General features: G+C 55.8%; 15 protein-coding genes and 1 tRNA gene. 8 read left to right on the top strand and 8 right to left on the bottom strand.

Going from position 1 to position 19,495, the window contains the following annotated elements; translation table 11 throughout:
* Window positions 1–150: 150 nt before the first annotated feature.
* Window positions 151–1,572 (bottom strand): MATE family efflux transporter, encoded by a 1,422-nt coding sequence (locus tag J2D73_RS11450; RefSeq protein ID WP_207881687.1) that lies wholly within the window; start codon window positions 1,570–1,572, stop codon window positions 151–153.
* A gap of 660 nt (window positions 1,573–2,232) precedes the next feature.
* Window positions 2,233–3,738, bottom strand: coding sequence for a Hint domain-containing protein (locus J2D73_RS11445; protein WP_207881686.1), 1,506 nt, complete (start codon window positions 3,736–3,738; stop codon window positions 2,233–2,235).
* A gap of 1,778 nt (window positions 3,739–5,516) precedes the next feature.
* Here J2D73_RS11445 and J2D73_RS11440 point away from each other — a divergent pair.
* Both J2D73_RS11440 and J2D73_RS11435 read left to right on the top strand, forming a co-directional pair.
* Window positions 5,517–5,681 (top strand): hypothetical protein, encoded by a 165-nt coding sequence (locus J2D73_RS11440; RefSeq protein WP_207881685.1) that lies wholly within the window; start codon window positions 5,517–5,519, stop codon window positions 5,679–5,681.
* Window positions 5,678–6,271, top strand: coding sequence for a contact-dependent growth inhibition system immunity protein (locus J2D73_RS11435; RefSeq protein WP_207881684.1), 594 nt, complete (start codon window positions 5,678–5,680; stop codon window positions 6,269–6,271). The genes J2D73_RS11440 and J2D73_RS11435 overlap by 4 nt, the downstream gene beginning before the upstream one ends.
* A gap of 420 nt (window positions 6,272–6,691) precedes the next feature.
* Here the strand turns inward: J2D73_RS11435 and J2D73_RS11430 are convergent, their stop codons facing one another.
* The 4 genes from J2D73_RS11430 to J2D73_RS11415 all read right to left on the bottom strand — a co-directional run bounded on the left by J2D73_RS11430 (window position 6,692) and on the right by J2D73_RS11415 (window position 10,694).
* Complete coding sequence (locus tag J2D73_RS11430) at window positions 6,692–7,423, bottom strand: hypothetical protein (protein ID WP_207881683.1); 732 nt, start codon at window positions 7,421–7,423, stop codon at window positions 6,692–6,694.
* A 2,094-nt stretch (window positions 7,424–9,517) separates the two neighbouring features.
* Window positions 9,518–9,592: transfer RNA gene (locus tag J2D73_RS11425), tRNA-Thr, on the bottom strand.
* Window positions 9,593–9,675: 83 nt separating this feature from the next.
* Entirely contained in the window at window positions 9,676–10,089 is a 414-nt protein-coding gene (gene dksA, locus J2D73_RS11420) for an RNA polymerase-binding protein DksA (RefSeq protein ID WP_086643319.1), read from the bottom strand.
* Window positions 10,090–10,205: 116 nt separating this feature from the next.
* Window positions 10,206–10,694, bottom strand: coding sequence for a flagellar assembly protein FliX (locus tag J2D73_RS11415; protein ID WP_207881682.1), 489 nt, complete (start codon window positions 10,692–10,694; stop codon window positions 10,206–10,208).
* Between the two features lie 220 nt (window positions 10,695–10,914).
* On the opposite strand from J2D73_RS11415, the gene J2D73_RS11410 reads away from it, so the two are divergent.
* The 5 genes from J2D73_RS11410 to J2D73_RS11390 all read left to right on the top strand — a co-directional run bounded on the left by J2D73_RS11410 (window position 10,915) and on the right by J2D73_RS11390 (window position 16,550).
* Window positions 10,915–12,009: a flagellar basal body P-ring protein FlgI gene (locus J2D73_RS11410; RefSeq protein ID WP_243429893.1), complete on the top strand. Its 1,095-nt coding sequence runs from the start codon at window positions 10,915–10,917 to the stop codon at window positions 12,007–12,009.
* Window positions 12,006–12,410 carry a rod-binding protein gene (locus J2D73_RS11405; protein WP_207881680.1) on the top strand — a complete coding sequence of 135 codons (405 nt, stop codon included), beginning with the start codon at window positions 12,006–12,008 and terminating at the stop codon, window positions 12,408–12,410. The genes J2D73_RS11410 and J2D73_RS11405 overlap by 4 nt, the downstream gene beginning before the upstream one ends.
* A complete protein-coding gene (locus J2D73_RS11400; protein ID WP_207881679.1) occupies window positions 12,403–12,804 on the top strand; it encodes a hypothetical protein in 402 nt (133 codons plus the stop codon). The genes J2D73_RS11405 and J2D73_RS11400 overlap by 8 nt, the downstream gene beginning before the upstream one ends.
* Window positions 12,805–13,161: 357 nt before the next feature.
* On the top strand, window positions 13,162–15,588 hold the full coding sequence (locus tag J2D73_RS11395; protein ID WP_207881678.1) for a TonB-dependent receptor: 2,427 nt from the start codon (window positions 13,162–13,164) through the stop codon (window positions 15,586–15,588).
* A gap of 245 nt (window positions 15,589–15,833) precedes the next feature.
* Entirely contained in the window at window positions 15,834–16,550 is a 717-nt protein-coding gene (locus J2D73_RS11390; protein ID WP_207881677.1) for a MarC family protein, read from the top strand.
* A 13-nt stretch (window positions 16,551–16,563) separates the two neighbouring features.
* Here the strand turns inward: J2D73_RS11390 and J2D73_RS11385 are convergent, their stop codons facing one another.
* Window positions 16,564–17,145, bottom strand: coding sequence for a uracil-DNA glycosylase family protein (locus J2D73_RS11385; RefSeq protein ID WP_207881676.1), 582 nt, complete (start codon window positions 17,143–17,145; stop codon window positions 16,564–16,566).
* 25 nt (window positions 17,146–17,170) lie between these two features.
* Window positions 17,171–17,872: an NAD-dependent deacylase gene (locus tag J2D73_RS11380; RefSeq protein WP_207881675.1), complete on the bottom strand. Its 702-nt coding sequence runs from the start codon at window positions 17,870–17,872 to the stop codon at window positions 17,171–17,173.
* A 263-nt stretch (window positions 17,873–18,135) separates the two neighbouring features.
* Here J2D73_RS11380 and J2D73_RS11375 point away from each other — a divergent pair, with 263 nt between their 5' ends.
* Window positions 18,136–19,374 (top strand): NAD(P)/FAD-dependent oxidoreductase, encoded by a 1,239-nt coding sequence (locus tag J2D73_RS11375; protein WP_207881674.1) that lies wholly within the window; start codon window positions 18,136–18,138, stop codon window positions 19,372–19,374.
* The last annotated feature ends 121 nt before the right edge of the window (window positions 19,375–19,495 follow it).

The raw sequence follows: 19,495 nt of genomic DNA, 5'->3' as shown, positions 1-19,495 counted from the left end.
CTGGCGGAGGCGCAATGGACGTCACTCGAAGGCAATCTACCCATAACAGGGCCATGCGTCACGCAATGGTGAACACGGCAGCCCTGCGCCTCACAAGGGAGTCAACGACAAACCATCCCCGAGGTTCGATCGACCCCAGGAAACAGTGCGTTACATAATAGGCGTTAGAGACCGATGACGCCAGCGGATCGCCCAGTAAAGCGCCGTGAAGATGAACATGGCGGAAAAACTGGCCGGATAACCGAACCATACGCCCGACGCGCCATAGAGGTGGGCCGCGATATATCCTGCAGGCAGCTCGACGCAAATGATCGCCCCAAGAAGAAGAGCCATCGGCCCGACCGCGTCGCCGCTGGCGCGCATTGCGGACCCAAGCACACCGGCCAGCGCCAAGGGAGTCGCGCTCCACATCACGACACGAAACGCATGTGACGCAAGAGCGATCACATGCTCGTCGGCAGTGAACAGCGACGCGATCAACGCAGGATCCAGCGTCACGAATGCCGCAAGCCCCCCGGCCAACGCTAACGCCACACAAAAACCGAGGCGCAACACCGCGCGCGCTTCCTTTTCGTCACGCGCCCCAATGGCGTGAGCAGAAAGAACGGAGACAGTGATGCCGACCGCCATACCGGGATACTCAATATAGGTGAGCGTCTGGACGAACAGCCCATAAGCCGCGGTCATATCGGAGCCGAAGCTGTTGATCCTGCCAACCAGAGCGATCTCCGCGACTCCCATCGTCATGATTTCGACCATCGTGGGAAAGCCGAGTTGGAGTATCGGACGAAGCACCCGCCACGGAGCGAAAATTTGCCGCGTCATTTCAAGATCTGGCGCCAACGCATGACGGGACAGTCTGAGCCAGATACCGACAACGATCAGGGCCACGACCCAGCCGATAACGGCCGCCGCCGCAGAACCGGCGACGCCAAGCGCAGGCGCTCCGAACCTCCCCTCGATCAGGATGGGCGTCAGCAGGAGCGATGTCAGAATCTGGACAATCATCATCACCAGAGGACGCACACTGTCGCCAGCGCCCCGAAGGATGATGGCCGTCACCACAAGCAGAATGAGCCCCGGCGCGCCCATCAGAATCGCAGAGGCGTATCGGACCGCATGATCCAGCACGTCAGCCGGGGTCCCAAAAAGGACCAGCAAGGGGCGGATGGAGACCTGACCAAAGACGCAGATGACGAGTCCAAGCGCAAAAGCGACGCCCAGCGCCGCCGAGGCAACAATGCGCGCCTCGCCCTGATCGCCCGCACCCCAGTTCTGGCCGACCAGAATGCTCGCGCCCGTCCCCAACCCCACGGCGCAGGAGATAAACACGAGAAACATCGGATAGAAGGCACTGGCTGCGGCCAGATCATGCGGCCCCAGCAGGCGACCGACATAGATATTGCCGATTGTCCCCGAAAGCGATTGCAGGACGGTGTCAAAAAGCACAGGCGCCATGAACAGGAAGAAACGCCACGTCAGCGGGCGATCACGCCCCTTGGACGCAGCGATGTCCACGGTGACGTCCCGGGCGAGTTGTTCGTCCAGACCTGTTGGAACGATGTCGGTCATGATCTTCCGCCAATGGCCGCAGTCCCGTCACCTGGCGGGCGACCATTCCGATCATCGGCGGCGCTGTCCTGGAGCGTCGAGGCGAGCGGCGTCACGCCCCGGTGAATATCCGATCCGGATACGGCATCTGTAACACGCCGTCCATGGGGCGCGCCGTCCGAAAACACTGCACGACCTGACGTCTGATGCGACCGCAATTCTCCTCAACAACGTGAACCAGCCTCATTGCAGGAATATCATGCTGCTTGTATTTCGAAGCGCACTACGACGTCAGCATGCAAATAACGCCGCCACATATCGTAACTTCGTAGAATACGGCAACGAAGACTGGCCGCATCGTAACGCTCCCTCCCGTGCAATCTTCTGCCCTTGTGGGGCGAAACAACGGCTTTCAGGAAACGTGTGGTCCGTTTTACCCGATCAGCGTCCCTCGCGCGCGATTTTGAGCCTGCTCCCCAAGCTGCCGACTCTTGCAGCACCACCGATCACACGTAGCGCCCTCCTCACACGCGAACGAACAGGTATCTGAACGGAAGAGTTCTCTATGCCGTAAGAACCGCCATATTCCGGTTATTAAGCCGGGATTCCAAATTCAGAAGAAGCCGCACGATTACGCCGAACAGCTTCAAAAATGAGAAGGCTAGAGATTCATTACTGAGATCAAGCTTTTAAGAGCAAGTTTTCACTCACTTCATCACGTATTGCGTAGGGACCAGCATGTGTAACCTCAACAGTCAGTATGCCGCACGCGTTCGGATGACGTTCGCTCAATGGGAGGATCGCGTCTCCTGTTGTCCAGCGGTCATTCCCACCTTCGATCACATTCCATCCATCCATTTTTTCTGTCGTGAGATGATCGGTAATTTTCTTCACTACGGATTTTTCGAACATCTCAATTTTGCCGACACAAACCCCGAAATAGCGACGGTCATCAACAAACGGCCCACGCACGTCGCACGGCCGACTAGTGTTTGAGATCAGTCTTACGGCGCTCACGCCAGGCGGAATCATGAACATTATTCTGTTGCCCTCTGAGCGCAATTTGCGAACGATGGCGCCGCTCTCCACCACAAGATGCAGATCCGTGTCATACGTAAGCGCCTGAGGCTCCTGACGCAGCTCAAATCCCGCACCAATTGCTCGCGTCTCGAGTTCTCGGAAGAGAGGCTCAGCATAGTTTCTTGACGTATCTAGCGGAGCTGCGGCGTCCGAAGCCCAACTCCTACTTTTAGCGCCGCCAAAACCAAGCGTCACGACGCTACCGATTTCCTGGAATGTCGGACGATTGCCTGTGTCCAGATAGCTTTCTGTTAGAACGCCATCGACCGTAATAACCGAATGGTCTTCAGTTTCAATGTGATAATAATCGTACGAAATGATGGATGTGTCGTAAAAAATTGAGCGCCCATTGACCAACATGCGCGCCGGAATAAATTTTCCGTCGAAAAACAGGCAATGTTCCGGAGTGATAAGCATATCCTTGAATGGAACACCATCGGAGATAGCCGATTTTAAAATACGAATAGGATAACCAGCCTCATCGCCATGTAATTCACGGCGGACATTGCAGTGGGCGCGGCCGACCCATACTACACGCCGTGCTTTTTCGACTCCGCCTTCATAGGCTAATAGCGTGTCGCCTACTTCCATCTCTTCGATGCATTTTGAACCTGATGGCGTTCTAACTAGACTACCCGCCAGATAGCAAACCGAAACAGCTCCGTTTGAAGTTGTAAAACCAATTTTTGCAAGGCTGGTTTGATAGGTGGTGACGCCATTCTGGGTTCCGAACTGCGTGTAATTCTCCACAACATTGAACGGATCACCAGAAAGCGTGATCGTCGCGAGAAGATATTTTTGCGAATCGTAGATATTTATTGTTGTTGTCTGAGTATTTACATTAAAATTTACAACAGGACTGGGGGTCCCAGATGTGGTTACGTATGAATCTGAAGTATCTATTGCCGCGCTTGAACTCGATATTAATTTCAGTATGTTTTTATATGAGGTCCCTATGCTTCCAGTAATTGTGATAGTACTTTTTTTTCCTTCAACTAAATCCAAAACAAGGGTGGCGCCACTGCTTCCTGATGCAAAATTGTAAGTCGCTGTGGCGCCTGCGGCCGCAGTTACGGTTTGATTTGAGGAAATCGTTGTCGTCGCCATGTTGCCTCGAATTTTGTGTTTGATTTTTTCTACCAGTAGATTTTTGCCAGAAAATTAACGATTGACGCAACATATAAATCTGACCTCACCGATAGTTCACGCATTACCCAATTCACTCGACAATCAGTGAAATGTTCACAAGCGTCTAAGCTTCAGCCTCCTCATTTTCGGTGAAAAATTGATCGCGCGCAGATGTGAACGTCCGGCACTTCGTTAACGACTTTAACGTAGTCACCACCAACGACCACACTCTGAATACGCCATCCGACGACGCAGCTGATTGCCACGGTCGCAGTCAGGGCGGCGTCGATCACGTTAACCCGCAGGGACCGCGCGCGGAGTCAGTCTGCTAATTTTGAGACTATTGACCGAAATAGAAACGTAACGTAACAAAAGCAGCATCGTTAATTTTTTGCAAAATACGAGCGCAACATGATGTCGTCGCACCAGCATGCCGCAACGGAAGACTCAGTTATTGTCTCAAATTTCTTGACCGAGTACGGGCCAATGGCATTCGCAGTATTGGAACGGGAATATCTCTGGTGCCGCGAGCACGGCAATCACGAGCGGGCAGAATGCCTCGCCAAGCTCTTCAATGCGGTCAGGGACATTTCTAACCTCCCCTACTCATCAACCGACGTCATGTAACGCGTCGAAAGCGTCCCTCACCGTCGGCATCATGCACGTTTCCGAGGTGCATGCAGTTCGTGCTGGCGCTTCGACAATCCGGCAAATCGACAACCACATTAAGTGCCGGTGGCGGGGTACGTATAAAACGCTGAGCAGGAGACGCTCAGCCGCATGCTGCCCTGAAGCCAGTGTGCGGCTCAGCTTCGGCATTCCACTAAAAGAGCGATCCGATTTAGCGCTGGGATAAATCAAGTAACGGATACTAATCCGAACATTCGGGGCGTCGTTTCGAATTTTCTCAACAACAAGAACTCATCGAGTTCGACCCCCGTTATTCACAGGCTTACCTACGCAGGTGATGCTGCATAAGGTCAGTCGTTTTTCACCTTGATTTACTGGGAAAGTTGTCGCGCCCACAGTGCCTGAGATCAAGGAATCGTCAGAAACATCATCTAGGCTGGAACTGACGATTCGCCAATCAATTACAGTGCAAGTCCGCCAAGAGCATCAAGGAAAAGTTTAACTAAACACTCCGGTGAGCCGGCTGCCACGTGCGTCGCCTCACGCGCCTTTACATGCGTGAGGCGCATGTCCAACAAGAAATCCCAAATTGAGACGGCCACGCGCTTCATTAGAGCAAATTTGCGGCCGTCTCTGCTCAGCCCGACTGAAGCAAGTTGTGGGCGCTCAGCAGGCTTCGGGGTTACCGCACCAATACCTGATATACGCCGCCTCCCCAGAGCAGAAGCGTTTCATTGGTAGGTTTAACACCTACGAAACCCCAATTGAGCCGCCGTAGGCACACGCCTAGGGATGATCGGTCCCATTGTCGCTCAGTCGCCCGCCGCAGGATCGTCAAGCGCAACAGGTATGGCGCGACCGCTGCAGCACGCGAGCTTTAAAACCTATGGTCGAATCGCCCCGCTGGCCTGATGTAAAAATATCGTGTGGTTAGCATGCACGATGGAGATCGTATCGTTTATATGATACAATTAGATACATTGAGACACTGAATGATACATATTATGTAAAGGCGACCAAAGTGAACGAATTTTGGCTGCATCCCGCCCATCCAACTACGACAGCATTGCAGTTCCGATACCTGCCTCGCGGGCCGCGACCCCACAAAACGAAACGGCGCTCTCGCGGTGCGGAGCTCCGGGACGGCAGAAAATCAACTGGCCGAAGCAGGACTGACCAGTGACGCACAACGGGAGCAGGTCTGTCTGGCTTACCATGGAGCGACCGCAAAAATGGCGTCCTACGGCGCTGCGGACAAACCTCTGACCTTCGAGATCGACGCCATCACATGAATAATCCCTACCTCACGCCCGAGCGCATCGCCTGGCTGCACAGAAAAAATGCAGATGTTGTTCTTTCGCCAAAATATATCTCGATCAAATCTTTGGAAACCTGGGGCGGGCAGCACTTCTCCCGCACCGGCTGGTGCGCGCATGCGTCGTGGGAGGAGGCCACGCCGCAATGGATCGGCGAGAACTTCCGCAAGGCCATCGAGACCAGCGAGTATTTCGGCAGGCCTACCGGGCGATTCGAACCCGAGGAGTACGAGGCGATGGAAGTTGTCTCCGACGCACGGCGTCGGGCGTTCGAGGCCGATATCGCCACAACCTACGGCTACAAGGAAGTCGTCAATATCGGCAAACGATGCGATCTGGTGTTCGGAACCTGGCATTACCGGGTCGACGACATCATTATTCTCACGGCGAGCAAGCGGCGCGCTGGCGGACACAGCGCCTGGCCTGACGATGCGAAACATCAGGACAAGCGGATACACATTTCCCTGTCCGCGTCCGACGAGGAACTCGGTCTGGCTATTCGTGAGGCGCTCTCGCGGTGCGAGGCGCCGAGGCCGCAGAAGATCAACTGGCCAAAGCCGGAGTGAGGGAGGCTGTCATGCTAACTGCGGAGGTTTGACAGATGCCTGCTATTCAGGGTTTTCCCGAAAGAGCGCGGATGCGGAGCGTCCAATGCGCGTATGGCGCCCAAAATTTCATGTTCTACCGTCGGAGCGTCCCATACGACGCCGTCAGTTCGCGCTCAGTAGAATTTCCTGAATCAACCGATGATCGAAATAAAAACCAACCGCTTGCGGAATAATCTCGCGCACAGAGCAATGTCGTTTGCGGCTCACAGAACACGCACTCATGCTACGAAAATAAAACGCCTAACTTGATCTGACAACGCCAACGCACTAAATGGATATCCTGCGCCAGAAAATTACGGAATAATAAAATACTCCCGTGGCGCACAAAGTTCAAATTATGATACCTTTATTAAAAAATACAATTTTAAATTCTACCCATTATTGACCGATACCGTCGATATGAGATTTAATAAGCGCATTTGCAGCATGATGAAATCTGCGATCAGGGTATTTTTTGCAATAAGATTTGAGAAATTCCATGTCTTTTATTCTTCTCTCTGCGTGCGATCCTGCGAAAATAAGTGATTCTCCAGAATCTGTCATATTTTCCAATGTCGCAGTGACATACCCTTGATACCAACTGTAGAAATAATACTCCCAACGCTCAAGAAGACTTAATTCCGTTATGTCAGGTATTTTTCCAGACCCTCGGGTTTTTTTCGTGAAATCCGAACATGTAGACGCCCCCATGCCATACGCCATATTATTCGTTGTTACGAATTTTGAAGCACTTTTTTTGGGAAGAGAGGGATGCTTGTCGATTGTTATTAAACTCCCATCTGCCCCCAGATCATAGATTTCACCCTTTTCTCCAACCACATCGGCGTTCAGGAGGCGGGAAATCTGAATCATTTTTTTTAGAAGGTGTTCATTAGGATATTGGGCTACTATGCGTCCATCTACCCCCCATAGATAAGACAGCTCTTTTCCGGGATTAGGGTGAGCATCCCAACTGGCAGTCGTGGTTCCGTATTTCTTTGTGCTTGAAGAAATAATGAAGCTTAGTTCCGGATCTCGCTGTATAATGCCGAACCATTCCTCTAACGTGATCTTCGGACCGGGTTTTCTGGAAAATCGGGGTTCACGTGTGATTTTGATATTATTGATCATGGAAAACCTCTGGTTTCGCTTTGGTCGTCTTTGTAAGGCCAGCGCCGCAACTTCGGAAAGTAGAAATGAAAATGAGGGCGCGTGCAAGACATGAAACGCCTCCCGCATTCATTCTGTGCCTCGTTTATATTTTAATTAGCAATATGTTTTTACAATATTGGCATCTAAAAATGCGGATTCGGCCACTTACTTTTTGGTATAAATCGCTCTGAAGGAGCTCTCACGTTAACTTCGCCAGCTTAGCAGAGACATATCATTCGAAATTTTCAGATCTGTAGCACGGTGGGTGGGTGGGCGAATGTGGTCAAGCAATGAAGATGTCGGCGGAGGGCTGAGGACGTTGCGAAGGGTGGAGAAGAAATTGAGAAAGCGCTGACAACCTCCTGACAAACCGAATGCCTGTATGACGCGTTCATGCTATTTTGTGAATTCTCCACCCTGTTGTTCAACCCTCCCGTGGGAGCAATATTCCATCGCCCTGTTTCTGGTCAGCAAGTGCTTCGTCACCTTCATGACGCACCTCGCCTGAAGGAATTCGCCGAGAACATAGCCATCGTGTTTCGCAGCACGCCACAGTCAGTGCGCCCTGCCGTGAATCACGATCCGGCCCCCGTCCGGATGTTGGACGTCGCGCGCAGTAGAGCGTTTGCAGCGCAGCCCATGCACATACGCCGCACGAATTTCAGGGGCCGCCGCCGAAGCATCTTATACGACGTCGTCAGCCCAGGCTCGAGCAAAAACTCTTCGATCAGCCGAAAGCGGGAATACAACGCGCAGCGCGTGCACAATAATTTCATGCGAAATGCAATGTCGTTTATAATTCGCAGAACACACGCTCATACCATAAAATTTGTCCGCCTCACTTAACGGGGCCGCATCAATATTGGGTGCGGACAGGTCTGAAGGAAATGACGACGATAAAATATTTCGACGCAAGTCGACAAGAAACGAACCAAATTATTCAATTCAGGAACGGCAGTATCAAATCCTATACGTCATTACGAAATGACGTGAGCAACGATAGCACCTCTGTGACCATGGGCGCGCAATGGGAACAGATCTGTCTAACTTACCATGGAGGCGCCGCACAAATGGCGTCTTATGGCGCGGCAATGTTCGGATCCTGTTATTACCGGGTCGACGACATCATTATTCTCGCGGCGACCAGACGGCATGGCGGCCGTCACAACGCTTGGCCTGATGCCAAGACAAAGAGATACGCATTCTCCTGTCTGCGTCCGACGAGGAGCTCGCAATGGCCATTCGTGAGGCGCTCTCGCGGTGCGGGGTTCCGAGACGGCAGAAAATCAACCGCCCAAGCCGGAGTGGCGCCGGGGTTAATTCGTTGCGAGAGCAAACGACAGTCAGAAATGTTCTGGATGGTCAATTTGCTGACGCGCGCGCCGAGAGCACCGCAGCAGCCTCGAATACGAGGCTGCTGCGGTGTCTGAGCCTCCAGCCAATCTGTAGCCCTCACATATTAACCGTGTTCAATGTCGCGTCTGCACGACCAAATCTCATCAAGCAGGGCCGACATGAGAGGACCGTGGAAAAGTTCAGGCAGATTAGTGATGACCGACGATAACGGAGCTCTTCACCGGCCGAACTGCTCTTCTGTGGGCGGTGAGCGAAAAATGGATAGCCAAGGCCTCCCTGCATTTTGACGCTCGGCGTCGTCATCTATGATCGCGGCACATGCAACAAAGGTCACCCAGTTGCGCCCATGATGCCTGAAATTAGAGACGCCTTTAGACGGGCCGCATCGATTCGCACTACCGACTCGATGATCGAATATCGCGGCAGGCCCGCCTGGCGCATCAAAATCGGGCGTGACAAAACAGTCGGGCGAGCAGGCCTATCGAACGTAACGCGTCACACGTTGCGCCATACATGCGTGGCATTGATGGTCGTGGAGATGTGCCCTTCGGAATGGCGGACCGATTTCTAGATACCGCCGCTGCCGTTATGGAGCAGGTTTGCGGACGCCACAGCTCTGATTGGCTCAAGCAGACCGCTGGAATCCTGAGCTGATTTTCTGGTTCAGATGAACCATGAAACTCAAACGCCTCAAGGCAAGATATCTAAGGAGATTCATGGTGCTGCTGGACAGGATTGAACTGTCGACCTCTCCCTTACCAAGGGAGTGCTCTACCACTGAGCTACAGCAGCGCCGGAGTGAGGGGGTAGCTACAGCCTGTGGCTCTTCACCGCAACCCTCGAAACCACCGTTTCGGCAGATTTTTTTGCCCCGGTCAGTCGTCGCGATGGATTTTTTCCATACGCTCATGACGCTCCTGCGCCTCGATTGACAGAGTCGCGATCGGACGTGCGTCAAGGCGCTTCAGGCCGATCGGCTCGCCAGTTTCCTCGCAATAACCGTAGGATCCGTTGTCGATGCGTTGCAACGCCAGATTGATCTTGCCGATCAGCTTACGCGCCCGATCACGGGTTCGAAGCTCAAGCGCCCGATCAGTTTCAACGCTGGCGCGGTCTGTGACGTCTGCTTCGTGAATCCCGCCTTCGGACAGGCTGGCCAAAGTGCCTCCGGCCTCCTTGAGCAGGTCGGCGCGCCACTTCAGCAATCTTTGCCTGAAGTATTCAACCTGCAGGGGGTTCATGAATTCTTCGGCTTCGGACGGCGTGTAATCCGGAGGAAGTGTGATCATGAGTGGCGTCTCCGCTCATGGGCCGGAAAAAGCCCAATAATGCGCGGCTTATACCCTCGCCTTTCCGCCCCGCCAAGCACGAATTGCTCAGGAGGTCCTCAGCGGTGAAAGGACGTTCACTTGCTCGGCAAAGAACAGGGCCCGTCGTTCATCGGTTCGTGAACACCGGGCGCGCGCCGCCGCGCCTGCCATCGTTCGGCTTTCGCCGCTTCCACAGCGACGCGCACCCGGATCTCCTCAATGACGTCATGCGATCCTGTCTCCGTGATGGGAGGCGCGCATTCGAGAATCCGAATCAGGGAATTGAACGCTAGACACGCGTCGCCGTCACACAGCAGGGCCAGTTGCAGGGAACGAAGCGCGTCAGTGGCGTCGCGTCCCCATTTCATGTCGGCTTTTGTCCTGCCCGCAGGGACTCGTTCACTCCCCTGCCCCTCCAGTTCCTGGAGGGCGAGTAAACCCGGCGACGCCACATTCGCGGAGGAGACGACCGCCGTATCTTCCTTGGAACCCTCGAGCGTGAACCCCGGGCCTCCAGACTTCCTCGCGGCGGTTTTCCTCCCTGCATAAAGCGGCGCGCGTCCGATAGGGTAAAGCGTGGTCATGACAACAACCCGACCGGCGACGGCCATGATCTGCGAAGGCCATCGCGGAGTGCTGATGTGTTTCTTTTCGGCATCATCCGTCCCGTCGTGCAGCGTTGAGGAATTATTTGCTCTTCGTCGGCATAGTGTCCCCTGAAAAAGTTGACGAGTGGCAAAAATCGGCATGTTCCTTCCCTTGAGCAAAGCGCAGGTTTACCTGACGCCTGCATGGCGTCGCGTAATGGCGGGGTTGATGATCGGATGGGTCTGCCTCTTCGGCGTTAGCGCACAAGCCGCGCAGGTTCGAATCAAAGATATCGCCGATTACGAAGGCGTGCGAAGCAACCAGCTTATAGGATACGGCCTTGTCGTCGGCCTTCATGGAACCGGCGACAAGCTGACGAACGTGCTGTTTACCCGCGAAACTCTGATCAGCATGCTCAACCGCCTTGGCGTGAATATCCGTGATCAGGAAATTCAGCTTCAGACACATGACGTTGCGGCTGTTATGGTGACCGCCGACCTTCCGCCGTTTTCACATGGCGGCGGGCGAATTGACGTGACCGTTTCCGCGACCGGCGACGCCAGCGATCTCACCGGAGGAACGCTTCTGGTGACGCCGTTGATGGCCGCCGACGGCGAGGTCTACGCGGTCGCACAGGGCTCCCTCGCGACCAATGCTTTCGCTGCGAGGGGCGCGGCGGCGTCAATCGTGCATAATATCCCGACCAACGGACATATCGCTAACGGCGCCATTGTCGAGCGAGAGGTTCCCGTTGACCTCACCAATAGAAAACTCATTCACCTGTCACTAAGAAACCCAGATTTCACAACCGCGACACGCGTCGCGCAAGTAATCAATGCGGCGTTGCGCGGAGCGGTGGCGTCAGTGGAAGACCCGCGTACGATAGCACTCGACCTCAGCGCCAGAGACCGCATGGAATCACTGTACCGTATTGGAGACCTGATGGTCGAACCGGATACGCTCGCCAAAGTCGTCGTCGATGACGCCAGCGGTACAATCGTCATCGGAAACGATGTCCGCATCAGCACTGTCGCAATCGCGCAGGGCAACCTGACAATCCAGGTGACGGAAACGCCTATGGTGTCGCAGCCGGGACCACTTTCGAACGGCACAACTGCCGTGGTTCCTCGTACAAACATAAACGTCAACAACGGAAACAACGCCAAGTTGGGCGTTTTACGAAACGGTCCCACTTTGGGAGACCTCGTCACTGGCCTCAATTCTCTCGGCGTCGGGCCACGCGACATGATTTCCATCCTTCAAGCCATCAAGGCCGACGGCGCTTTGCAAGCGGATCTGGAAGTTCGATGAGCGTTATTTCACCCGGTTCCTACGGCGATACGCGCACGAACAATAACGGAACCGCGTCTTTTACGCCCCAATCCGTGAAGGCGCCCTCAAATGCGAACGCAGATGAGTCCATCTCCGTCGGGGCCCTACTTTCTCCAGGCACGGCAGAAGGTCCCGTCGACGCGAAAGCCTGGAAAGCCGCGACCGACTTTGAGGCGATGACGACGGCGCAATTTCTTCAACCAATATTCGCGACTGTGGATGAATCGAAAGAGCTTTTTGGCGGAGGCGCCGGAGAAGCTGCGTTCAAACCGATGTTGATTACTGAAATGGCCAGGGAAATGGAGAAAAGCGGCGGCCTCGGGCTGGCGCGCTCGATCTACCGGCAGATTCTGGCGATGCAGGAAAAAAAAGATGACTGACGATGTGCTTGTGGCAATCGAAACTGTTCTTTCTGTGGTCGAGGAAGAAAATACCCGCCTCGCTGCAGGCGATATTCCAGCCGCGACCGCACTGCTGCCGAAGAAAGAAGCGGCACTTGCAGGATTGTCGAGATTAACTCCGACTTGTGAGCGCGCGGAAGCTTCCGGTGATGCCTGCTACACCGGAGACGTTTCAGATGCGGTGACACGTCTCAACGCCACGTTAGATCGCAACAAGGAGTTGCTCCAGCAGGCTATGATAATTCAAAATTATGTTGTTCGTTTGCTCAGTGACGCAGCGTTAGCAACCCCGCACTCCGCCCATTACGGTCAGAGTGGATCATATATGACGAACAGCCGGGTCTCCGCGAGGGCATTTACGAGCAATGCGTGACATTCTGGCAGCTGCCATTAGTTCACTTTGAAATATTAAGCAAATTATGTTAAAAATTACCAGAAAACATCCAAATATGATAGATTATATAAACAATATCATGCTCAGAAACGCAAATAAAATTCGAATATTTTGTTTATTTCCCGATTGACACGATCATCAACCTGCCTTCGAAGCTTCCTGAGTGCCGACCATTCTCAAAAAAAAGCAACGCCGTCCGCTTGCTTACGCACGTAATCCATAAATCCCCCGTCGCGCCAACCGGCGTCATAAAACGATCACAGGACTCGCTGCCTCCGCAAATCTATCTTCCGCCGCCGCAGGGGGCATCCCTGGGCGAAAGAGCTGCGGACATCGATGAAATTCACATTAGCGCTTACAACGTGCCTCACCGGGGCTGCTGTTTTGCTTACGACGACTGCGTCTTATGGTCAGAGTTCGACGACGGCGCAACGCAAGGCAAAGCACTCGACAAGCCGAAGCCGTGCATATCAGCAGCCAGCGGCTACCCAGCCCAACGGTCGCCCAGAAGCACCCGCAGTCCGCTCTGCGCGCCCCGTAACCAAAGCATCTGCGCCGCGCGCGGAGGCCGCCGGAAGCGAATCCATCGTTGTGCTCGGTGCTGGCGCGTCTAAGGAAACGCAGACCATCAGCCACACTGCGATCCAGCAATATGTCCCCGGCACCAGTCCGTTCAAGGCGTTATCCAAACTCCCGGGCGTGATGTTCACGTCGTCAGATCCGTTGGGATCTTACGAATGGTCGCAGCAGATCATCATACGAGGCTTTGATCAGAGTCGCCTCGGGTTCACGATGGACGGAATACCGCTGGGAAACCTCGCCTACGGCAACGACAACGGCCTTTCCATAGGGCGCGCGCTCCAGACCGAAAACAACGGGCCGGCCACCCTGACCCAGGGCGCTGGTTCGATCGGCGTCGCCGCCTCGAATGATCTCGGCGGCGCGTTGCAGTTTACGTCGATCGATCCGACCAAAAAATTTGGGGTCGATGTATCCGGCACCGTAGGCTCGGCCGCGACGTGGCGTACATTTGCGCGCGTCAACAGCGGCGAACTGCCGGGCGGTGGACGGTTCTATGTGTCCTACGATCATCAGGGCGCGAACAAATGGAAGGGTGACGGCGTCCAGATTCAGGACCAGGCCAATGCAAAATACGTTCAGCCCTTTGGCGAGCACGTAAAATTTACCATTTTTGGCGACTGGTCCAAACGCGCAGAGAACGATTACCAGGATCTGTCGCTTTCGATGATCCGACGTTACGGCTATAGACTGGACAATATCACCGGGAACTATCCGCTCGCCAAGCAGATCGGATCTGCCTACCAGAACGGAACAGCGTTTCCCGCAGGAATCGAAAATCAGGACACCACCTATTACAATGCGGCCGGGCTTCGTCAGGACGCGATGGGTTATGGCAAGCTCGATTTCGACATCACCGACCGCCTCAAAGGCTCGATCACGGGATACGGCCATACAAACTCCGGCGAAGGCGTCTGGGTGACCCCCTACAACGCCACGCCTGCAGCGCTCGGCGGCTCGCCTCTCTCGGTGCGCACAACGGAATACGATATTCACCGCGCAGGTTTTATCGGCAGCCTGACATACAAGATCGGCAACCATACAATCGAAGGTGGTTTCTGGTTTGAAAACAACAATTTCGAGCAGGCTCGCCGATTCTATCCCCTGAGTCAGAACGGAACGCCTGATTCGATCCACTGGTACAAAGGAAATTCCTTTGAAACTCAATGGCAGAGCGCGTTCAACACCAAGACGTATCAGGTTCACATTGGAGACACATGGCGCGTCACGCCCAACCTGAAGGTGAATTACGGCTTCAAGTCCCTTATCGTCGATAACAACGCGCGAGCCATGAACGGCAACTATCAGGGAACACCTCTCGCCACGGCCTATCCTTCAGGTTCCCTCAACAGCACCAACGGCTTCCTGCCGCAGGTAGGCGTCAATTATCGTATCAACCAGAACAACGAACTGTTCGCCGACTACGCCCGCAACATGGCGGCGTACGACAGCGCCCAGACATCGGGCCCCTTTTCAACAACCACCGCCGGGTTTCAGGTCCTGAAAGGAAAGCTGAAACCGGAAATGTCGAACACCGAAGAACTGGGTTATCGCTTCCACAACCGCGTGATTCAGGCGTCTATCACTGGATACTACGTCGAGTTCCAGAACCGCCTGCTGGCCGTAACGCAAGGCGTGGGCATTCAGGGCAACGCGTCGGTTCTCTCCAACGTCGGCGGAGTCACCGCGCGCGGCGTGGACATGGCCTTCAACTGGATATTCGCGCGCAACTGGTCGCTGTTTGGGTCGTACGCTTTCAATAACTCTTTCTATAACAACAATGTTTATTCCGATGGCGTGATGTCGGCTCGGATCAAGGGCAAGAACGTCGTCGCGATGCCGCGTAACCTCGCCAACCTGCAACTCGGCTACGATGACGGTGCGATCTGGGGCAACGTGTTGATGCAGTTTCAGGACCGTCGTTACTACACCTACACGAACGACGCATATGTTCCGGGCAACGTGATCTTCAACCTGAACGTCGGCTACCGCTTCCAGAGCTCCAACTGGCTCCTCCGTGGGCTCGACGCGCAGGTCAACGTCACCAACCTTTTCGACAAGCACTATGTTGCGACCGTTGGCAGCAACGGTTTCGAGAACTCCGATCCTTCGGGCACTTTCCAGACGCTTCAGGCTGGGGCGCCGCGTATGGTGTTCTTCACACTTCGCAAGCACTTCGATTGACCTGCCCATGTTCTTCGGAGCACCCGCTCCGAAGAACATGCATCACTCTTGCGCAAGGCGCTCCGTGATATCTCTGCGCACTTCGCCGTCACCCTTCGTTGCGCATTCATGAATTGCGCTTGCGCAAAACCGGCGGATCGCTACAAATTTAAAGAGTATCTTTTGTAGCGGGCAGGCGTGATTACAGGCCTTATGATCGATTTTGAGATTGAGGCGCATCGCTCCGTCGATTGGTGGAAACACCCGTGGCGGTAATACCCCACGTTCCCGTCCATCCGGTCGAAACAGCGCTCATCGTGCGGGACAGCTTTCTGCTCGCCTTCCCTGCCCTGTTCTCCATCGTCAACCCACTCGGCGCGTCGATTATCTTCCTGCAGGCGACGGGAGAGCGCTCGCGCACAGAACGCGCTACAATTGCGCGGACTGTGGCCCTTTACTCATTCGTACTGCTGCTGGCTTCGGTATGGATAGGTAGCGCCGTGCTGAGTTTTTTTGGCGTCACCATCAATGCGCTGCGCGTCTCGGGCGGTATGGTCGTAGCAGTTCGTGCGTGGGCGATGTTGCAAAGTCCCGAAACAACGGAGGCCCGCCGTGAAAAGCAAGCTCTGGAAGCAGGCCGCCCTATAAGCTCCCCACAGTGGAGCGACATTGCGTTCTTCCCGCTAACCATGCCGTTTACGGTCGGCCCAGGCAGCATCGCCGTGGCGATCACGTTGAGTTCGGGGGGCGCAGGATCACATTTCCTATCCTATAGCACTGGCATTTCCCTTGCTGCTGCGGTCGTGGCGATCACAGTGTGGATCGCTTACGCCTATGCCGAACGCCTGACGGAAATTCTCGGTGTAACGGGAACCCGTATCCTCAGCCGTCTCGCCGCTCTGATCCTCCTGTGCATCGGCGTGCAAATCGCAGCTGGCGGCGTCATTGGGTTCGCGCGGGATGTACTCACGCCACCAGCGTGACGGTGCGGTCAACTCAGATTAACGCCTGCCTCACAGCCTCGCGCAACGCTGGCAGCACGTCCTCCCCAAACCATGGAGAGCGGCGCTCCCAACCCGTGGTCCGCCAGGACGGATGCGGCAGCGGAAAATAACGCGGTAGGAAAGAACGAAAATCCCGCACCCGTGCGGTGACGTTCCCCGTCCCCAAAACATGATTCTGGGCATAGGCGCCAACCAGCAGCGTCAGACGGATATCGGGCATGAACGCCAGAACCCTGTCGCGCCAAAGCGGCGCGCATTCCGGCCTTGGCGGCCTGTCGCCGCCGCGCGGCAGACGTCCGGGGTAACAGAAACCCATCGGAAGGATCGCGACGCGTCGTGCGTCATAGAACGTCGCGTGGTCCATCTGAAGCCACTCTCGGAGGCGATCGCCGGATGCGTCGGTGAACGACTGTCCGCTCGCATGAACCTTTGTCCCGGGAGCCTGCCCGGCGATCAACAGACGCGCGGTCGTCGATACATGAAGCACAGGACGCGGACCAAGAGGCAGTTCGCCAGCGCAAACCGTGCAGGCGCGGATATCCCGCACAAGCGCCGCCAGCGCCTCCTCGCTCACCGGGCCGCGCCCACGGAAATGCGCTTCATGCAGCCAGAAAATCCCTCACGAAGCGTGGGACCACTTTCGTGGCCGCGCCATAATCCCCCTCGTCGAACATGGCGGCGGCGCCTGACGGGACGAGATTCAGCTCGATGGTATGCGCATGTCCGGACGCCTCCTGCACGAAGCCAGCCGCCGGGTAGACAGTCGCCGATGTGCCAATGGCCACGAATACCTCGCAACAGCGCAGGGCGCGAAGGATGCGTTCCATCTGGAGAGGCATTTCTCCAAACCAGACGACATCGGGTCGGAGCGTCATCTCCCGACACGCCGGGCAACGTGTCGTGCGATCGCAGTCACCGGTCCACTCAGGGGTTGCGCCACAGTTCATGCAACGCAGACGCAAAAGCTCACCATGCATATGGACAGGCGCGCGTGATCCGCCGCGTTCGTGCAGGTCGTCGATATTCTGGGTAACGAGCAGGAACGCGTCCTCTGGCTCCTCACTGTATGCGGCCTCAAGCTCAGCCAACGCCTGATGCGCGGCATTTGGCGAGACGCCAAGCAACTCCCGCCGCCGCTTATTATAGAACGCATCGACCATGGCCGGATCGCGAACGAAGCCTTCAGGAGAACACACGTCCTCCAGCTTGACCTGCGACCAGACTCCGCCTTCGTCACGAAACGTCTCAAGCCCCGATTCGCGGCTGATACCTGCGCCCGTCAGTATCACGATCCGTTTCATGCGCGCGCGTCCATAGTGATGTCTCTCGCCCCGAACGTCGCACGACGGGCGTATCTCGCCAACAGCCGCGCCAAGCCTGCGTTCATGGCCTCCTGCGAGGGTGAGGCCTTTCGCCCAGACTTTATCAGTGCGATATCGTTACGAGACGGCCTGCTGAAGCGGGACGAGAGGCGGCGCGCCCGATTCGACAGGTCGCGCCTTTCTTTTGTGTTCAAATGCCGGACGCGTGCTGCGCCGCGTCATATCAACCGGCTGGAGTAGACATGGCGGGTAGAAGCGTACTTGTTCTTGGCGGCGGCATGTGTGGCGTCGGCGCTGCGTGGCATCTGCTGCAACGGGGGTTCGACGTCACACTCGTCGACCGCCGGGGGCCCGGAGAAGAAACGTCCTACGGGAACGCCTGCCTTATACAGCGTGAGTGCGTAGAGCCGCATGAGTTCCCTCACGATATCCGGATGCTCGCCCGCATCGGTCTCGGGCGCGACAATTCGGCGACGTATCATTGGGACGCGATGCCGGGACTGGTCAGGCCGCTGGCGCGTTACTGGCTGAACAGCCGACCGGGGCGTTACCGCTCGATCATCCGCAGCTACGAGGCGCTGATCCGCCATTGCCTGTCCGAACACGCCCCGATGATCGAAGCCGCCGGAGCGGAGGATCTGCTTGCGCGCGTAGGGTTCAAGCAGCTTATTCCGACCGGGGCTGATTTTGACGCCCAGACAGCGTCGGCCCGTCGGCTGCAACGGGAGTTCAGCGTCAACTCCGTCGTTCTCGATGCAGATGCCTTGGCTGCGAGCGAACCCGCCTTGAGGGTCAGAATGGCGGGCGCCATCCACTGGACGGATCCGTGGCTGGTTCGCGATCCGGGCGAACTCGTAAAGCGATACGCGGCGCTGTTCGAGCGCGAGGGCGGCAAGATCGTGCAGGGCGACGCAATGACGCTAGCCCGCAAGGGCGCGTCCTGGACTGTCGGCACAGATGCCGGATTGATCGACGCCTCCTCAGCCGTAATTGCGCTCGGGCCTTGGTCGGATCGGCTGATGACGAAGCTGGGGTACGACTACCCGCTGTTCATAAAGCGCGGCTACCACCTCCATTACAAACCCGACGTTCCTCTTAACACTCCCGTGATGGATCCGGTCGCAGGCATGGTGGTGGTGCCCGCCAAGCGGGGTACGCGCGTCACGACCGGCGCAGAGTTCGCAAAACTGGGCGCCCCGCCTTCTCCCAGACAACTCGTGGGCGCCGAAGCACGCGCACGCGAACTCTTCGATCTCGGACGGGCGGTGGAAGACGCCCCGTGGCTCGGGAATCGTCCGTGCACGCCAGATATGCTGCCGATCATTGGCGCAGCGGCGTCCCATCCGGGGTTGTGGCTGCACTTCGGCCACGCGCATCAGGGCTTCACACTCGGCCCGGCGACCGGGCGTCTGCTGGCCGAAATGATGAACGGGGAAACGCCGTATATCGACCCCCGTCCCTATACGCCGTCGCGCTTCTGAGCAGACCGGGCGCGTCGCGAACTGCCGACGCGCCCGCATTCGGTAGTTTTGTGTTATTTTTTCTTGCCTGTACGATTTTAAATTAAGATTTTTACAGGAAAGTTGTGACCCAGTTTCTCGG

The organism is Acetobacter sacchari, assembly GCF_017377715.1.
Classification (GTDB): domain Bacteria; phylum Pseudomonadota; class Alphaproteobacteria; order Acetobacterales; family Acetobacteraceae; genus Acetobacter; species Acetobacter sacchari.
Note: the sequence above shows the minus strand (reverse complement) of the source record. Positions and strands in the feature narration are given on the sequence as shown.

What these genes read in the sequence shown, in the direction of transcription:
- J2D73_RS11450 (WP_207881687.1), bottom strand. Translation starts at nt 1,572, where the DNA reads ATGACCGACATCGTTCCAACAGGTCTGGACGAACAACTCGCCCGGGAC.
- J2D73_RS11445 (WP_207881686.1), bottom strand. Translation starts at nt 3,738, where the DNA reads ATGGCGACGACAACGATTTCCTCAAATCAAACCGTAACTGCGGCCGCA.
- J2D73_RS11435 (WP_207881684.1), top strand. Translation starts at nt 5,678, where the DNA reads ATGAATAATCCCTACCTCACGCCCGAGCGCATCGCCTGGCTGCACAGA.
- J2D73_RS11430 (WP_207881683.1), bottom strand. Translation starts at nt 7,423, where the DNA reads ATGATCAATAATATCAAAATCACACGTGAACCCCGATTTTCCAGAAAA.
- dksA (WP_086643319.1), bottom strand. Translation starts at nt 10,089, where the DNA reads ATGATCACACTTCCTCCGGATTACACGCCGTCCGAAGCCGAAGAATTC.
- J2D73_RS11415 (WP_207881682.1), bottom strand. Translation starts at nt 10,694, where the DNA reads ATGACCACGCTTTACCCTATCGGACGCGCGCCGCTTTATGCAGGGAGG.
- J2D73_RS11410 (WP_243429893.1), top strand. Translation starts at nt 10,915, where the DNA reads ATGGCGGGGTTGATGATCGGATGGGTCTGCCTCTTCGGCGTTAGCGCA.
- J2D73_RS11405 (WP_207881680.1), top strand. Translation starts at nt 12,006, where the DNA reads ATGAGCGTTATTTCACCCGGTTCCTACGGCGATACGCGCACGAACAAT.
- J2D73_RS11400 (WP_207881679.1), top strand. Translation starts at nt 12,403, where the DNA reads ATGACTGACGATGTGCTTGTGGCAATCGAAACTGTTCTTTCTGTGGTC.
- J2D73_RS11395 (WP_207881678.1), top strand. Translation starts at nt 13,162, where the DNA reads ATGAAATTCACATTAGCGCTTACAACGTGCCTCACCGGGGCTGCTGTT.
- J2D73_RS11380 (WP_207881675.1), bottom strand. Translation starts at nt 17,872, where the DNA reads ATGAAACGGATCGTGATACTGACGGGCGCAGGTATCAGCCGCGAATCG.
- J2D73_RS11375 (WP_207881674.1), top strand. Translation starts at nt 18,136, where the DNA reads ATGGCGGGTAGAAGCGTACTTGTTCTTGGCGGCGGCATGTGTGGCGTC.